The 15489-nt window shown below is 71.4% G+C and carries 16 protein-coding genes; 9 read left to right on the top strand and 7 right to left on the bottom strand.

Annotated elements, in window-relative coordinates:
- Window positions 1–23: 23 nt before the first annotated feature.
- From IEZ01_RS27715 to IEZ01_RS27705, 3 genes are all read right to left on the bottom strand, one after another.
- Window positions 24–1322, bottom strand: coding sequence for a PP2C family protein-serine/threonine phosphatase (locus tag IEZ01_RS27715; protein WP_189204364.1), 1299 nt, complete (start codon window positions 1320–1322; stop codon window positions 24–26).
- A 376-nt stretch (window positions 1323–1698) separates the two neighbouring features.
- Window positions 1699–2745 carry a C40 family peptidase gene (locus tag IEZ01_RS27710; protein WP_189204362.1) on the bottom strand — a complete coding sequence of 349 codons (1047 nt, stop codon included), beginning with the start codon at window positions 2743–2745 and terminating at the stop codon, window positions 1699–1701.
- Between the two features lie 223 nt (window positions 2746–2968).
- Window positions 2969–3805, bottom strand: a complete 837-nt coding sequence (locus IEZ01_RS27705) for a class I SAM-dependent methyltransferase (RefSeq protein ID WP_019887473.1) — start codon at window positions 3803–3805, stop codon at window positions 2969–2971.
- Window positions 3806–4028: 223 nt separating this feature from the next.
- Here IEZ01_RS27705 and mshA point away from each other — a divergent pair, with 223 nt between their 5' ends.
- Entirely contained in the window at window positions 4029–5372 is a 1344-nt protein-coding gene (mshA, locus tag IEZ01_RS27700; RefSeq protein WP_019887472.1) for a D-inositol-3-phosphate glycosyltransferase, read from the top strand.
- Window positions 5365–5856 carry a type III secretion system chaperone family protein gene (locus tag IEZ01_RS27695; RefSeq protein WP_019887471.1) on the top strand — a complete coding sequence of 164 codons (492 nt, stop codon included), beginning with the start codon at window positions 5365–5367 and terminating at the stop codon, window positions 5854–5856. Before mshA ends, IEZ01_RS27695 begins: the two co-directional genes overlap by 8 nt.
- A gap of 38 nt (window positions 5857–5894) precedes the next feature.
- On the opposite strand, the gene IEZ01_RS27690 is transcribed toward IEZ01_RS27695, so the two are convergent.
- Entirely contained in the window at window positions 5895–7196 is a 1302-nt protein-coding gene (locus IEZ01_RS27690) for an MDR family MFS transporter (protein WP_189204360.1), read from the bottom strand.
- A 201-nt stretch (window positions 7197–7397) separates the two neighbouring features.
- Here IEZ01_RS27690 and IEZ01_RS27685 point away from each other — a divergent pair, with 201 nt between their 5' ends.
- Together IEZ01_RS27685 and IEZ01_RS27680 are read left to right on the top strand one after the other, a co-directional pair.
- On the top strand, window positions 7398–8156 hold the full coding sequence (locus IEZ01_RS27685; protein WP_019887469.1) for a phosphoglyceromutase: 759 nt from the start codon (window positions 7398–7400) through the stop codon (window positions 8154–8156).
- Window positions 8157–8299: 143 nt separating this feature from the next.
- Window positions 8300–8845: a GNAT family N-acetyltransferase gene (locus IEZ01_RS27680; protein WP_189204358.1), complete on the top strand. Its 546-nt coding sequence runs from the start codon at window positions 8300–8302 to the stop codon at window positions 8843–8845.
- A 54-nt stretch (window positions 8846–8899) separates the two neighbouring features.
- On the opposite strand, the gene IEZ01_RS27675 is transcribed toward IEZ01_RS27680, so the two are convergent.
- Window positions 8900–9049 (bottom strand): hypothetical protein, encoded by a 150-nt coding sequence (locus IEZ01_RS27675; RefSeq protein ID WP_169392990.1) that lies wholly within the window; start codon window positions 9047–9049, stop codon window positions 8900–8902.
- 90 nt (window positions 9050–9139) lie between these two features.
- A complete protein-coding gene (phoU, locus tag IEZ01_RS27670; RefSeq protein ID WP_019887467.1) occupies window positions 9140–9820 on the bottom strand; it encodes a phosphate signaling complex protein PhoU in 681 nt (226 codons plus the stop codon).
- Between the two features lie 264 nt (window positions 9821–10084).
- On the opposite strand from phoU, the gene phoR reads away from it, so the two are divergent.
- Together phoR and phoP are read left to right on the top strand one after the other, a co-directional pair.
- A complete protein-coding gene (phoR, locus tag IEZ01_RS27665) occupies window positions 10085–11353 on the top strand; it encodes a two-component system sensor histidine kinase PhoR (protein ID WP_189204356.1) in 1269 nt (422 codons plus the stop codon).
- Between the two features lie 5 nt (window positions 11354–11358).
- Window positions 11359–12030 carry a two-component system response regulator PhoP gene (phoP, locus tag IEZ01_RS27660; RefSeq protein ID WP_465270246.1) on the top strand — a complete coding sequence of 224 codons (672 nt, stop codon included), beginning with the start codon at window positions 11359–11361 and terminating at the stop codon, window positions 12028–12030.
- Between the two features lie 117 nt (window positions 12031–12147).
- Here phoP and IEZ01_RS27655 read toward each other — a convergent pair whose 3' ends face one another.
- Window positions 12148–12828, bottom strand: a complete 681-nt coding sequence (locus tag IEZ01_RS27655) for a hypothetical protein (RefSeq protein WP_019887465.1) — start codon at window positions 12826–12828, stop codon at window positions 12148–12150.
- A 574-nt stretch (window positions 12829–13402) separates the two neighbouring features.
- Between IEZ01_RS27655 and IEZ01_RS27650 the strand changes: the two genes are divergently transcribed.
- The 3 genes from IEZ01_RS27650 to ispF all read left to right on the top strand — a co-directional run bounded on the left by IEZ01_RS27650 (window position 13403) and on the right by ispF (window position 15388).
- Window positions 13403–13885 carry a CarD family transcriptional regulator gene (locus IEZ01_RS27650; protein WP_003953493.1) on the top strand — a complete coding sequence of 161 codons (483 nt, stop codon included), beginning with the start codon at window positions 13403–13405 and terminating at the stop codon, window positions 13883–13885.
- A gap of 278 nt (window positions 13886–14163) precedes the next feature.
- Window positions 14164–14901, top strand: a complete 738-nt coding sequence (ispD, locus tag IEZ01_RS27645; RefSeq protein ID WP_028797694.1) for a 2-C-methyl-D-erythritol 4-phosphate cytidylyltransferase — start codon at window positions 14164–14166, stop codon at window positions 14899–14901.
- Complete coding sequence (ispF, locus tag IEZ01_RS27640; protein ID WP_028797693.1) at window positions 14891–15388, top strand: 2-C-methyl-D-erythritol 2,4-cyclodiphosphate synthase; 498 nt, start codon at window positions 14891–14893, stop codon at window positions 15386–15388. Before ispD ends, ispF begins: the two co-directional genes overlap by 11 nt.
- Window positions 15389–15489 lie beyond the last annotated feature (101 nt).

The raw sequence follows: 15489 nt of genomic DNA, 5'->3' as shown, positions 1-15489 counted from the left end.
GTCCAGGACGGCCCAGGACCGGCCTAGGACCGGCCTCCGGGCCGGTCGAGCAGCAGCACCGCCACGTCGTCGGTCAGCTCGCCGCCGTTCAGCTCCCGCACCTGCGCCACCGCCGCCTCCAGCAGATCCTCGCCGCCGAGGCCCTCCGCCAGCTGCCGGTTGATCATGTCGACCATGCCCTCCTGGCCCAGCCGCGGCGTCCCCGGCCCCGCCGAGCGGCCCTCGATCAGGCCGTCGGTGTACATCATCAGGCTCCACGTGCCGCCCAGCTCCACCTGGCGGCGCGGCCAGCGGGCGTTCGGCAGCAGGCCGAGCGCCGGGCCGCTGTCCTCGTACGGCAGCAGCTGCGCGGCCCGGCCGTGCCGGGCGATCAGCGGGGACGGATGCCCGGCCAGGCACAGACCGGCCCGGCGGCCGTCCGGCGCAATGTCGACCGTGCAGATGGTCGCGAAGATCTCCTCGCTCTCCCGTTCGTGCTCCAGCACCTGCTGGAGCGTGGAGAGCAGCTCGTCGCCGCACAGGCCCGCGAAGGTCAGCGCCCGCCAGGCGATCCGCAGCTCCACGCCGAGCGCGGCCTCGTCCGGGCCGTGGCCGCAGACGTCGCCGATCATCGCGTGGACCGTGCCGTCCGGGGTGCGGACGGTGTCGTAGAAGTCGCCGCCGAGCAGCGCCCGGGACCGGCCCGGCCGGTAGCGGGCGGCGAACCGCAGGTCGGAGCCGTCCAGCAGCGGGGTGGGCAGCAGCCCGCGCTCCAGGCGGGCGTTCTCCTGCGCCCGGAGCCGGGACTCGGCCAGCTTCACCTGCACCGAGTCGGCGCGCTTGCGCTCCACGGCGTAGCGGATGGCCCGGCTCAGCAGCCGGCCGTCCAGCTCCTCGCGGAAGAGATGGTCCTGCGCCCCGACACGTACGGCCTCGGCCGCCAGCTCGGCGTCCGCGGAGGCGGCGAGCGCGAGTACGGCGTGGCGCGGGGCGAGCCGCAGGACCTGCCGCAGCGGGGCCAGGGCGTCGTCCGGCCGGCCGGGCAGCGCGAGGTCGACCAGGACGCAGTGCACGTCGTCGGTGAGCAGCCGCTCGGCCTCGGTGAGGTTGCGGGCGGTGCGGATCCGGACGCGGGTGCCGGCCGCGTCGAGCAGTTCGGGGACGGTGAAGGTGCCCGCCGGGTCGTCCTCGATCACCAGCAGGGTGAGATCGCCGCCGCTGACGCCGCCGGGGGTGCACTGGGTGCTCGACAGGGTCGCCTGGGCGGCGGTCCCCTGGGCGGTCTCCGCGACGACGGTCTCCACGGAGGCGGTGGTCCGCTGTCGCGGTACGGGTACGGGCATCGGTCCGGTTTCCTTCCCTCCCCCCGAGGGCGCGGCAGGACGCCGATCGACGTCCCGCCAGACGGGGACCATAGCGGTACGCGGCGGCCCAGCGGAATGGTGATCGACGAAGTGTGGATGGCATATGCCGCGCATGGGGAGGTAGTTGACCGCCGGGCCATGACGAACATCACGCGGGAGCGGCTTCAGTGCGTCATGTCGTAGGTCACATCGGGTACATGGCGTGGGTCACACACGAATACCTACAAAGGGGCCGCGCGCATCGGTCACGCACGAATGCCCACAAAGGGGCCGCGCACATCGGTCACACGCGCTGCCACGACGCCGGCCGCCACGAGCCCCGGCCCCACGGCACGCGCCGCTACGATCCCTGCCGCTACGACGCCGGGCGGACGACCCCGAGGATCTCCATCGACCCCGCGCCGGCCATCGTCACGTTCCGGCCCGGCCGCGGCGCGTGCACCATCGCGCCGCCGCCCACGTACATCCCGACATGGCTGGCGTCCTTGTAGTAGATGATCAGGTCGCCGGGCCGCATGTCCTTGATGTCCACGCGGGGCAGCAGCCGCCACTGCTCCTGCGAGGTGCGCGGGATGCCGCGTCCCGCCGCCGCCCAGGCCGACTGGGTCAGCCCGGAGCAGTCGTACGATCCCGGGCCCTCGGCGCCCCACACGTACGGCTTGCCGATCTGCTTGGTGGCGAACGCGACCGCCGCCTTGCCCTGTTCGGTCGTGGCGCCCTTGAGCCCCTTGAGCACGCCGGACTTCAGCCAGTCGTTCTGCTTCTTGTACTGCTCCTGCTCCTCCAGCTTGAGCAGGCGGGCCAGTTCCGCGGCCTCCAGCTGGGATTCCAGCTTCTTCGCGGCGGCGATCTTGTCGTTGATGTCCTTCTTGGCCTTGGCCTGCCTGACGCGGTTGGCCTCCAGCTTGGTCCACTCGGTGCTGGCGTCCTTGGTGTACGTCCGCAACTCGCCCTGGGTCCGCGTCAGTTCGGCGATCAGGTCCTTGGTGGCCTTCTGGCCCTGCCGGATGCGGCCCGCGCCGTCCAGGAAGAGCTGGGGGTCGTCGGTGAGCACGAGCTGCGCCTCGGGGGGCAGGCCGCCGCCGCGGTACTGGGCGCGGGCGGCCGCGCCCGCGCGGGCCTTCAGGTCGTCGATCCTGGCCTGGCCCGCGACGATCGCCTTGGCGAGCCGCACGATCTCGGCGGACTGCTGCTCGGCCCGCTCCTCGGCGAGGTTGTACGCGTCGGTGGCGACGGCCGCCTTGCGGTACAGCCCGTCGATCTCCTTGCGGACCTCTTCGAGGCTCTTCTTCGGCGGGGGCGGTGGCAGCGGGGCGGCGTACGCCGTCTGCATGGACGTGCCCAGCACCGTCAGGGCGCAGGCCACGGTGATCGCGGCGGTGGCGCTACGGCGTCGGTTCACAAGCTTCCCCCTCCGGATGCACACCAGTACACACGAAACCTGATTTACCGTCAGTAACTTTCAATGACATCGGCGATGGTGCCATGTGTCATGCCAAAGCAACAGAGGTACTGGCGGCCCGGCGGGCCACATCCACCCGTCTGAGACGAAAGATCGTCCGAGTGCGTTCCCTCGTCCGGCCGTGCCCTGCGCCACGTCCGCCAGGCGTGCCCGGGGCGCCGGGTCAGGGCGAGTTGGGCGCCAGGGCGTCCCAGGTGACGGTGATCTCGCCCTGCCGCCAGCGGCCCCGCGGGTCCACCAGCGGCCAGTCGGCGGCCAGCTCCCGCGCCGTACGGATCCAGCGCTGCCGGGCGCCCAGCGAGGCGTACGGCGCGGCCGCCGCCCAGGCCCGGTCGAAGTCGCGCAGGAAGGCGTGCACCGGCTCGCCCGGCACATTGCGGTGGATCAGCGCCTTGGGCAGCCGCTCGGCCAGGTCGGAGGGGCGCTCCAGCGATCCGAGGCGGGTGGCGAAGGTGACCGTACGCGGCCCCTCGGGCCCCAGCGCCACCCACACGTGCCGGCGGCCGATCTCGTCGCAGGTTCCCTCCACCAGCAGCCCGCCCGGCGCCAGCCGCCCGCACAGCCGCCGCCAGACCTGGGCGACCTCGCCCTCGTCGTACTGGCGCAGCACGTTCGCCGCGCGGATGAGGTCGACCTGACCGGGTACCGGCACCTCGAAGCCGCCGTGGACGAAGGTCAGCCCCTCGCGCTCGTACGGCTTCGCAGCGGCCACCCGGGCCGGTTCGATCTCGATCCCGACGACCCGGGTGCGCGGATCGGCCGTACGCAGCCGGGTCTGGAGCTCCACGGCGGTCCAGGGGGCCGCCCCGTACCCCAGGTCGACGGCGACCGGGGCGTCGGCGCAGCGGCGCAGGGCCGGGCCGTGGACGGCGGCGATCCAGCGGTCCATGCGGCGCAGCCGGTTGGGGTTGGTGGTCCCGCGGGTCGTCGTGCCGACGAGCGAAGCGGACTGGGGGTGCCCCCAGGCGGAGCTCTGGGGGAGGGTGGTGCGCGGGGCCATGGAAGGAGCGTAAGCGGTCAGGACGCGCCGACCGGCACGGCAATGAATTGGCAAAGCGGAAATGAAAGACCACATTCCGGTGTTGTGCGGCTTGGAGGACGCCGCGCGCCCTCCGGTCGTCATGCCCGACCGCCGGCCCGCCGGCGCAGGGCGCGACCTGCCGAGTGACCGATGACCAGTGACCGATGACCAGTGACCCGCCCCCAGCGGAAGGACCGTCGCCGTGAGCCAGTACGTGTCCCGGTTCGCCGGCTCCCTGGCCGGGCCGTCCAGGCTCCGGCTTCCCGGCCGGCCCCGGCCCCCGCGCCGGGTCGCCATGCTCAGCGTCCACACCTCTCCGCTCCACCAGCCGGGCACCGGGGACGCGGGCGGCATGAACGTCTACATCGTGGAACTCGCGAAGCGCCTGGCCGCGATCAACATCGAGGTCGAGATCTTCACGCGGGCGACCACGGGCGGGCTGCGGCCGGTCGTCGAACTCGCCCCCGGTGTGCTCGTACGGCACGTCGACGCGGGTCCGTACGAGGGACTGCCCAAGGAGGACCTGCCCGCCCAGCTCTGCGCCTTCACCCACGGGGTGATGCAGGCCTGGGCCGGCCACCGCCCGGGCCACTACGACCTGGTCCACTCCCATTACTGGCTCTCCGGCCATGTCGGCTGGCTCGCCGCCGAACGCTGGGGCGTCCCCCTCGTCCACGCCATGCACACGATGGCCAAGGTCAAGAACGCCGCTCTCGCCGAGGGTGACACCCCCGAGCCCGCGGCGCGGGTCATCGGCGAGACCCAGATCGTGGCCGCCGCCGACCGGCTCATCGCCAACACCGCCGAAGAGGCCGACGAGCTGGCGCGCTTCTACGACGCGGACCCGGCGAAGGTCGCCGTCGTCCACCCCGGTGTGAACCTCGACCGGTTCCGCCCGCTGGACGGGCGGGCGGCCGCCCGGGCCCGGCTCGGACTGCCGGCGGACGCCTTCATCCCGGTCTTCGCGGGCCGTATCCAGCCCCTGAAGGCCCCCGACATCCTGCTGCGGGCGGCCGCCCGGCTCCTTGAGGAGGACCCGTCGCTGCGGTCCCGGATGGTCGTCCCGGTCGTCGGCGGCCCCAGCGGCAGCGGGCTCGCCAAGCCGGAGGGGCTGCAGAAGCTCGCCGCGCGCCTCGGCATCGCCGATGTGGTCCGCTTCCACCCGCCGGTCGGCCAGGACCGGCTCGCCGACTGGTTCCGCGCGGCGTCCGTGCTGGTCATGCCGTCGTACAGCGAGTCCTTCGGCCTGGTCGCCATCGAGGCCCAGGCGGCGGGGACACCGGTGGTCGCGGCGGCGGTCGGCGGACTGCCGGTGGCGGTACGGGACGGGGTGACCGGCTTCCTCGTCTCCGGCCACGACCCGGACGACTACGCGCGGGCGCTGCGGCGCTTCACCGCCGACCCCGGCCTCACCCCGCGCATGGGCGCGGCGGCGGCCCGCCACGCGAGCTCCTTCGGCTGGGACACGGCCGCGTCCGGCACGGCGGACGTGTACCTTGCGGCGATGCAGGAACACCGGCGTCGCGTACGCTCGCACCATGGCTGACGTGCGACAGGTCGTCGAAGACACCCTCAACGACGCGGAACTGGACTGGGAGTCCCCCGAGCCGGGTACGTACGTCGTCAAACTCCCCGGCACGCGCAAGCTGTCCACGACCCTGTCCCTGCGGGTGGGCCGCCACTCGCTGTCCCTGAACGCCTTCGTGATCCGCCATCCGGACGAGAACGCGGAGGGCGTCCACCGCTGGCTGCTGGAGCGCAACCTGCGGCTGTACGGCGTGAGTTACGCGATCGACCCGCTCGGCGACATCTACCTCACCGGCAAGCTCCCCCTCGCGGCGGTAACCCCGGAGGAGCTGGACCGCCTCCTGGGCTCGGTCCTGGAGGCGTCGGACGGCGCGTTCAACACCCTGCTGGAGCTGGGCTTCGCGAGCGCGATCCGCAAGGAGTACGCGTGGCGGGTGTCGCGCGGCGAGTCGACGCGGAACCTGGACGCGTTCCGGAACCTGACCGGAGCGTCGGAGGACTGACGGACGTCCGTCCTGGGGCGCAGGCCCCGGCACCGGGCTCACGCGACGACCTCCGCCGCCCCCGCCTCCTTCTCCTTCTCCTTCTCCTTCACCGAGGGTTTCTCCATCGAGGGCTTCTCAACCATCGGCTCGCGCGGCAGGCCCCGCATCAGCACCCAGTACCCGAGCCCGGCGACCATGCCGATCACCGCGCACGCCCCCCACAGCCACTCGGCGCCGTACCGGTCGATGACCCAGCCGGACATCAGCGGCGCGACGAGCGCCGCCACCGCCCAGGACATCGTGGAGACGCCCTGGTAGCGCCCGCGGCCGTGGACCGGGGACAGCAGGACGACCAGACCGCTCTGCACGGGTGAGTTGACGATCTCGGCGAGGGTCCAGACGCACACGGTCAGGGCGTAGACGGCGATCGAGTCGGCGAAGGCGGTGAGCCCGAAGCCGTAGCCCGCGACCACGGCCGAGACGATCAGCAGCTTGCGCGGGTCGCGGTACTGGATGAAGCGGGTGACGGGGATCTGCAGGGCGACGATCAGCACGCCGTTGACGGCTATGGCGATGCCGTAGTCCGAGCTGGAGAAGCCGTCGGCGCCCATGGCCACCGGCAGACCCACGTACCCCTGCTGGAAGATCAGCGCGATGAGGAAGGAGAGTCCGACGACTCCCATGAACCGTCCGTCGCGCAGCACGTCCCGGAGGCCGATCTCCTCGTCCGGCTTCCGCGCGGAGAGCGGGCCGGCCGTCCCGTCCGGGCGGGACTCGGGGATCTTGAGGAAGACGACGATCGCGCAGACCAGGGTCAGCGCGGCCTCGCCGAGGAAGCCGGCGAGGTAGCTGTACTCGGCGATGAACCCGGCGCCCGCCGACGAGACGGCGAAACCGAGGTTGATGGCCCAGTAGTTGAGGGAGAACGCGCGGACCCGGTCCTCGGGCGGGACGATGTCCGCCATCATCGCTTGCACGGCGGGCCGGGAGGCGTTGGAGGCGGCGCCGACGACGAAGGCCATGGCGGCGATCGCGGCCGGGTGGTGCATCAGGCCGAGGACGGCGACCGAGACCGCGGTCGAGAGCTGGGCGATCAGCAGCGTGGGGCGCCGGCCGAGGCGGTCGGCCATCACACCCCCGCCGAGGGAGGAGATCACCCCGCCGAGGCCGTGCAGGGCGGCCACCAGACCGGCGTACGAGGCGGAGTGGCCCTGCTCCAGGGTCAGGTAGAGGGCCATGAAGGTGGCGACGAAGCCGCCGAGGCGGTTGACCAGGGTGCTGGTCCACAGCCACCAGAACGCGGGAGGAAGCCCTGAGACGGTCTCCTTGGCGGCGCGTCTGAGCGTGGCGATGGACATACGACGTTCCCCCGGGGTGACAGCGTGTGACAGCAGGCGGCAGGCAGACCCTGTAAGTGGCTGACCGCGAGGCCGCGGCTTACTACTGCAACCTACTGGCCGGGGCGTCTCGACGGCCATTCATTTGACGGGAGCCGTCAACCGTCGCCGCCGTCCGCCACCGGTCCGTCTCCGTACCGGCCGTCCATTACGCTCGTACGCATGGCCGACGCACCGTACAAGCTGATCCTGCTCCGCCACGGCGAGAGTGACTGGAACGCGAAGAACCTGTTCACCGGCTGGGTGGACGTCAACCTCACCGAGAAGGGCGAGAAGGAGGCGGTCCGCGGCGGTGAGCTGCTCAAGGACGCCGGTCTGCTCCCCGACGTGCTGCACACCTCCCTCCAGAAGCGCGCCATCCGCACGGCGCAGCTCGCCCTGGAGGCCGCCGACCGCCACTGGATCCCGGTCCACCGCTCCTGGCGCCTGAACGAGCGCCACTACGGCGCGCTGCAGGGCAAGGACAAGGCGCAGACGCTCGCGGAGTTCGGCGAGGAGCAGTTCATGCTCTGGCGCCGCTCGTACGACACCCCGCCGCCGGTCCTCGCCGACGACAACGAGTTCTCGCAGGCGAACGACGCCCGCTACGCGACGATCCCCCCGGAGCTGCGGCCGCGCACCGAGTGCCTGAAGGACGTCGTCGAGCGCATGCTGCCGTACTGGTACGACGGCATCGTCCCGGACCTGCTGGCCGGCCGTACGGTCCTGATCGCCGCCCACGGCAACAGCCTGCGCGCCCTGGTCAAGCACCTGGACGGCATCTCCGACGCCGACATCGCGGGCCTCAACATTCCCACCGGCATCCCGCTCTCCTACGAGCTCGACGCCGACTTCAAGCCGCTCAACCCGGGCGGCACGTACCTCGACCCGACGGCGGCGGCCGCGGCGATCGAGGCCGTGAAGAACCAGGGCAAGAAGTAACCCCCTGGCAAGACGCGACCGAGCCCCTGCCCGCGGGTCCTCCGCGGGCGGGGGCTCTGCCATGGGGGCCCGAAATCCGGGGCTCCGCCACGGGGCACGAAATCCAGGGGCGCCGTCATGATCGTTTCGCTTACGGTGCGCGGATGACCCTTCGACTAGAGAAGATCACCCCCGACAACGTCGACGCCGCCCTCGGCCTGCGCGTCCGCCCCGATCAGGAGAAGAACGTCGCCCCCGTCACGCACTCGCTAGCCGAGGCGTACGCGTACGGCGAGACAGCCTGGCCGCGGCTCATGTTCGACGGCGACCAGCTGGTCGGGTTCCTGATGGCGTTCCTCGACATCCAGTGGGACGCGGAGAAGGACCCCGACGACCGCCGCAGCGGCCTGTGGCGGCTCAACATCTCCGCCGACGCTCAGGGGCGCGGGTACGGGACCTTCGCCGTGGCGGCCGTGGCCGAGGAGGTCCGGCGGCGCGGGGAGACGCGGATGTACGTGTCCTGGGAGCCGGGGGAGCACGGCCCGGGGGAGTTCTACCGCAAGCTCGGCTTCCTGCCGACCGGCGAGACCGCCGGCCGCCAGACCGTCGGCGTCCTCGACCTCGACCGGGACCTGGACGCGCGCCTCGACGCGCACCGTGCAACGTCACCCGCCGTCACCGGCGACGCTCCTCCCGCGACGGGCGCCTGACACCGAAGGGCCCCGCCCTTCCGCAGGCGGAGCCCTTCGGACTCGATGGCCTCGCTAGCCGCAGCAGCCACCGCACTGGCACGGCGCGCCCGACTGACAGCCGCAGCCACAGCCCGAACCGCAGCCGCAGGCGCCGAGGACGGGCAGGAACACGACGTCCACCGGAGCGTCCTGCTGGGTGTCGGTCGTGGGGGATTCGGCCATGGGGTCCTCCTCAAAGGCGTACGTCGCCTCTCCCCATTGCATGCCCACACAGCCGGGCGCATCAACGGCGCACAGGGGTCGAACGAACGCCTATGCGCCCTCGACCGGCGCCTCGGACTGCTGGAGCTCGTCCGCGTACTCGCCGGTGACCAGGTAGACGACCCGCTTGGCGACCGAGACCGCGTGGTCCGCGAACCGCTCGTAGTAGCGGCCCAGCAGCGTCACGTCGACGGCCGTCTCGATGCCGTGCTTCCAGCGGTCGTCCATCAGGTGCTGGAAGAGCGTCCGGTGCAGCAGGTCCATCTCGTCGTCGTCGTGCTCCAGCTGGAGCGCGAGGTCGACGTCCTTCGTGATGATGACCTCGGCCGCCTTCGCCATCAGGCGCTGCGCCAGCTGCCCCATCTGCAGGATCGTGGCGTGCAGGTCCCGCGGCACGGCCGTGTCCGGGAAGCGCAGCCGGGCCAGCTTGGCGACGTGCTGGGCCAGGTCGCCGGAGCGCTCCAGGTCCGCGCTCATCCGCAGCGACGTGACGACGATCCGCAGATCGGTGGCGACCGGCTGCTGGCGCGCCAGCAGCGCTATCGCCCGGGCCTCCAGGTCGTGCTGGAGGTCGTCGACCTTCTGGTCCGCCGCGATGACGCTCTCGGCGAGCTTCAGGTCGGCGTCGAGCATGGCGGTCGTGGCGCGCCCGATCGCCGACCCGACAAGGCGGGCCATCTCGACCAGGCCCTCGCCGATCGAGTCAAGTTCCTCGTGGTACGCGTCCCGCATTGGATGTCCCTCTCTACACAGCGACCGGGGTCCGGGTGAGGCTTCGGACCCTCACGCTCCCACGGTCGGACCCCTACGCGTCCGGCTTCTCCATGACAAGTGAACCGGCCCTTTCCCCTCGGTGAACTCTGGGCGACGTGCCCAGTGATCCCTTTCCCCCCAAATGAACCAGCCACATCCCCACGGTGAACTCTGGGCGACGACTGTTCGAGCAGCCACTCAGACGGCTGGGAGAGTGTCCGCGGCCACGCATAACCTGGATACATGGACGTGAACGCGGCGGTCGCCGCATTGGCCGCGATCGCCGGGGTGTGCACCGGCGTGATCGCCATGCTGGCGTTCCGCTGGAGCGAGCGCGACCAGGCGAGACCCACCCGTACGTCACTGCACACCGACGCCGTGCTTCCGCCCGGCGTAGACACGGTGCTGTCCGTGCTCCGCTCCTCCGCGGTCGTCCTCGACGAGAGCGACTCCGTGGTCAAGGCCAGCTCGGCGGCGTACGCCCTCGGACTGGTCCGGGGCGGCAAGCTGGCCGTGGAGCCGATGCTCCACATGGCCCGCGACACCCGCCGAGACGGCGAGATACGACAGGTCGAGCTGGACCTTCCCCGGCGCGGCACGGGACGCGGCGAGGCCCTCGCCGTCTCCGCCAGAGTGGCCCCCCTCGGCTCCCGTCTGGTCCTCCTGCTCGTCGAGGACCTCACCGAAGCCCGCCGTATAGAAGCGGTACGCCGCGACTTCGTCGCCAATGTGAGCCACGAGCTCAAGACCCCGGTCGGCGCGCTCTCCCTGCTCTCGGAGGCCGTCATGGACGCCTCCGACGACCCGGAGGCGGTCACCCGCTTCGCCGGCCGTATGCAGATCGAGGCGACCCGGCTCACCAACCTCGTCCAGGAGCTCATCGACCTCTCCCGGGTCCAGAACGACGACCCCCTGGAGGGCGCCGAGCCCGTACGGGTCGACGAACTGGTCGCCGAGGCCATCGACCGCTCCCGGCACACGGCCTCCACCAAGCAGATCACCATGGCCGCCGGAGGCACCTCCGAGCTGCGCCTGTGGGGTCACCGCGGCCAGCTCGCCGCCGCCCTCGGCAACCTCGTCGAGAACGCCGTCAACTACTCACCGGCCCGCACCCGCGTCGGCATCGCCGCGCGCCGGGTCGCCGCACCCGGCGGGGACCTCATCGAAATCGCCGTCACCGACCAGGGCATCGGCATCCCCGACAAGGACAAGGAGCGCATCTTCGAGCGCTTCTACCGCGTCGACCCCGCCCGCTCCCGCGCCACCGGCGGTACGGGCCTGGGCCTGGCCATCGTCAAGCACGTGGCCGCCTCGCACGGCGGGGAGGTCACCGTCTGGAGCACAGAAGGACAGGGCTCCACCTTCACCCTGCGGCTGCCCGAGGCGGGAGCGGGCCGCGCCCGCCCGTCCCGTGCGGACACCGCCGATCCTGACCCCGATCCCGATCCCGATCCCGACCGCGACACCGTGAACACCACCGAACCGCTCCCCGCCCCGGAGGTCCTTCCGTGACCCGAGTGCTTGTCGTCGAGGATGAGGAATCCTTCAGCGACGCCCTTTCCTACATGCTCCGTAAGGAGGGCTTCGAGGTCGCCGTGGCGGCCACCGGGCCCGACGGCCTCGACGAGTTCGAGCGCAACGGTGCCGACCTCGTCCTGCTCGACCTGATGCTCCCCGGGCTGCCCGGTACGGAGGTCTGCCGGCAGCTGCGCGGGCGCTCCAACGTCCCGGTCATCATGGTGACCGCCAAGGACAGCGAGATCGACAAGGTCGTCGGCCTGGAGATAGGAGCCGACGACTACGTCACCAAGCCCTTCTCCTCGCGAGAGCTGGTCGCCCGCATCCGCGCCGTCCTGCGCCGCCGCGGCGAGCCGGAGGAGGTCACCCCGGCCGCCCTGGAGGCGGGCCCGGTCCGGATGGACGTGGACCGCCATGTCGTCACCGTCTCGGGCGGCAAGGTCGACCTCCCGCTGAAGGAGTTCGACCTGCTGGAGATGCTGCTGCGCAACGCGGGCCGCGTGCTGACCCGTATGCAGCTCATCGACCGGGTGTGGGGCGCGGACTACGTCGGCGACACCAAGACCCTCGACGTCCACGTCAAGCGCCTCCGCGCCAAGATCGAGCCGGACCCGGGCGCCCCGCGCTACCTGGTCACGGTCCGCGGCCTCGGCTACAAGTTCGAGCCGTAGACCTCACGGCCAGGCCCCTACTCGTAAGCCCTACGAACCAGGCCGCCTCATACGGGTGCGCCCCGCCGGTTTTCACCGGCGGGGCGCACCCGTATGTGTACGTGTCCGTACGCGCGATCAGTGACCGGCGCCGTGGGAGGCCGACGACGAGGCCGAGGCGGCGTCCGAGGGGGCCGTGGAGGCGCCCTTCGCCGGGTCGTCGGCCGGCTCGCCGGGCTTGCCCGGCTTGCTCGCGCCGGTGGCCGGGGAGCCCGACGCGCCCGGCTGCGGCGCGGTCGGCTGCGGGACCTCGGTGGGGCCGAACTCACTGAAGTAGCTCTTGGCGGGGACCACGAGCGCCTCCATCTTGACGTCGCCGGTCTCGCTCAGCTTGAAGACGATCTCCTGGAAGTCGCCGACCCGACCCGCCTCGCTGCCGTTCTCGACGACCGCGGAGGCGTTGTCCTTGCCGCCGAGGATGACCGAACCGCCGGCCGGGACGGTGACGGCGTCCGCGCCCGTGGCCGGCGTCAGCTTCACGGTGGCCTTGGTGCCGGGCAGAGTGATCGAGTCGATCGTCTGCTCCTCGCGACCGCTGTTGAAGATCGTCGCGGAGACGACGGCAGGGCCCTCCCCGGCCTTCGGCTGGGTGATCACCAGGGCGTTCTGGATCTTGACGCCGTCCACCGCGACGGTGTCGGTGTCCGGCTTGACGCCGAGCGTCTGGGCGTCGTTGCCGGCGCCGCAGGCGGAGAGCGAGGCGATCGAGAAGACGATGGCGGTGGCGGCGAGGGCGCCGCGTCGAAGGCTGCGGCTCACGGCGGCGGCATCTCCTAGGACGTACGGGACGGACTGGACAGGCTGTGCTTGTGTCAGCGCGCTCAGGTTACCGAGCCGTCCTTCCCCCGCCGCACCCGACCCGCCCCAAGGCGGCGGCGACGGCCGCTCCGTACGCCGCTCCCCGGCGTTTGTGCCGCTGTTCACATAACTGCCTTGATCAATTCAGGAACCGTCCCGCATTCCGTCCGCGTCGTTACCCGAATACCCATCCCCGATCACTCAGCGATCGCAAGGTGATCAATTTCCAAGATTCGGCGAGGATGCATCCGTACGGGTGACCGACGGCCGAACGGAGTACGGGAAGATCACCTGTAGGAACCGGCAAAACGGGACGTTCGGCCTCTCCTGAGGCCCGCCAAGTGTGTGTAGCGTGCGCGTTTCCGCCCCCCTGTGCAGCGGCTCCGACCTGCGAATACCCCCTTCCGCAAGTCCTCCGCAGCACGTTCCGGTTGCTGTTGTCAAGCCCTGAGATATGCCCTGACCTGCGAAAACGCCATTCAGAAGAAGCCGTATCCGTGTTACCCTGGATAGCCACGGAAGGGGTACCTGTCACATGACGTTCAAGGTTGGCGACACCGTGGTCTATCCCCATCACGGGGCCGCGCTGATCGAGGCCATCGAAACTCGCCAGATCAAAGGCGTGGACAAGACCTACTTGGTGCTCAAGGTCGCCCAGGGCGACTTGACGGTACGTGTGCCCGCGGACAATGCGGAGTTCGTCGGTGTGCGCGATGTGGTCGGTCAGGACGGGCTGGACCGGGTCTTCGAGGTGCTGCGCGCGCCGTACGCCGAAGAGCCGACGAACTGGTCCCGTCGCTACAAGGCAAATCTCGAGAAGCTCGCCTCCGGCGATGTCATCAAGGTCGCCGAAGTAGTACGCGACCTCTGGCGCCGGGAGCGCGAGCGCGGACTTTCCGCAGGTGAGAAGCGGATGCTCGCCAAGGCTCGGCAGATCCTGGTGAGCGAGCTGGCCCTCGCGGAGAACACGAACGAGGACAAGGCCGAGGCCCTGCTCGACGAGGTCCTCGCGTCCTGACGCAGGTCAATAGGCCAATGCCGCGGTGCCCGCTGACAAGCTGTGAACGCAGCCCTGTCGCCGGGCGCTGCGGCATGTCTGCACCGGTCTGCGTATCACTCCCCTGAAACCACCCCTCGCGTGCCGGGCGGGCCGTTGGCGCAGCTGGTCTCAACCAGTGTCACGGAAGGGTCCGGTCAAGGGCGCCGTGCCCGGCCTTCCCCCAACCTTCGGCCGGGGGTTGCCCCCAAGGCCATACCCACGTCGGCCGAGCGAACAAACCTGCCGGAGAGCAACCGATGTCAGACGAAACGCGCCCTGCCCGCACCGCCGCGGTGATCCCCGCGGCCGGCCGGGGCGTACGCCTGGGCCCGGGCGCCCCCAAGGCGCTCCGCGCGCTGAACGGCACCCCCATGCTCATTCACGCCGTGCGCGCGATGGCGGCCTCCCGCGCCGTCTCGCTCGTGGTCGTGGTCGCCCCGCCCGACGGGGCCGGCGAGGTCAAGAACCTCCTCGACACCCACGCCCTGCCCGAGCGCACGGACTACCTCGTGGTCCCGGGCGGTCAGACCCGTCAGGACTCCGTGCGCCTCGGGCTCGAAGCGCTCCCCGACGCCATCACGACCGTCCTCGTCCATGACGCCGCGCGGCCCCTCGTTCCCGTCGACACCGTCGACGCGGTCATCGAGGCCGTACGGGACGGCGCCCTGGCCGTCGTCCCGGCGCTGCCGCTCGCGGACACCGTCAAGCAGGTCCAGCCGGGCGAGAAGGGCGAGCCGGAGCCGGTCGTCGCCACCCCCGAGCGGTCCCTGCTGCGGGCGGTGCAGACCCCGCAGGGCTTCGAGCGCGACACGCTCGTGCGCGCCCACGCGACCGTCAGGGACAACGTCACCGACGACGCGAGCATGGTGGAGCAGCTCGGCCTCCAGGTCGTCGTCGTCCCCGGCCACGAAGAGGCCTTCAAGGTCACGCGGCCGCTGGATCTCGTACTCGCCGAGGCGGTTCTCGCCCGCAGGAGGGCCAACGATGGCTTCTAGCAGCCTGCCCCTCGTGGGCATCGGTACGGACGTGCACGCCTTCGAGCAGGGCCGCGAGCTGTGGTGCGCCGGACTGCTCTGGGACGGCCCCGAGAACGACGGGTACGGGCTCGCCGGGCACTCCGACGGCGACGTCGCCGCCCACGCCGCCTGCGACGCGCTCTTCTCCGCCGCCGGAATCGGTGACCTCGGTGCCCACTTCGGCACCTCCCGCCCTGAGTGGTCCGGTGCCTCCGGTGTCACGCTCCTCGCCGAGGCCGCCCGGATCGTCCGCGCCGAGGGGTTCGAGATCGGCAACGTCGCCGTCCAGGTCATCGGCGTACGGCCGAAGGTCGGCAAGCGGCGTGACGAGGCGCAGAAGGCGCTCAGCGCCGCGGTCGGCGCGCCCGTGTCCGTCTCCGGCACGACCACCGACGGGCTCGGTCTCACCGGCCGCGCCGAGGGCCTCGCCGCCATCGCCACGGCGCTCGTGGTGCGTACGGCCTGAGCCCCCGGGCCTGTGCGCGACAACCCTGGGGCCCGTACGCCACGCCCCGGGCGCCCGGGAGTTCCGAAAAAAGCGCCCCGTGACCGCGGAAGGGTCGCGGG

Source organism: Streptomyces purpureus, from assembly GCF_014648195.1.
GTDB lineage: Bacteria > Actinomycetota > Actinomycetes > Streptomycetales > Streptomycetaceae > Streptomyces > Streptomyces purpureus.
Note: the sequence above shows the minus strand (reverse complement) of the source record. Positions and strands in the feature narration are given on the sequence as shown.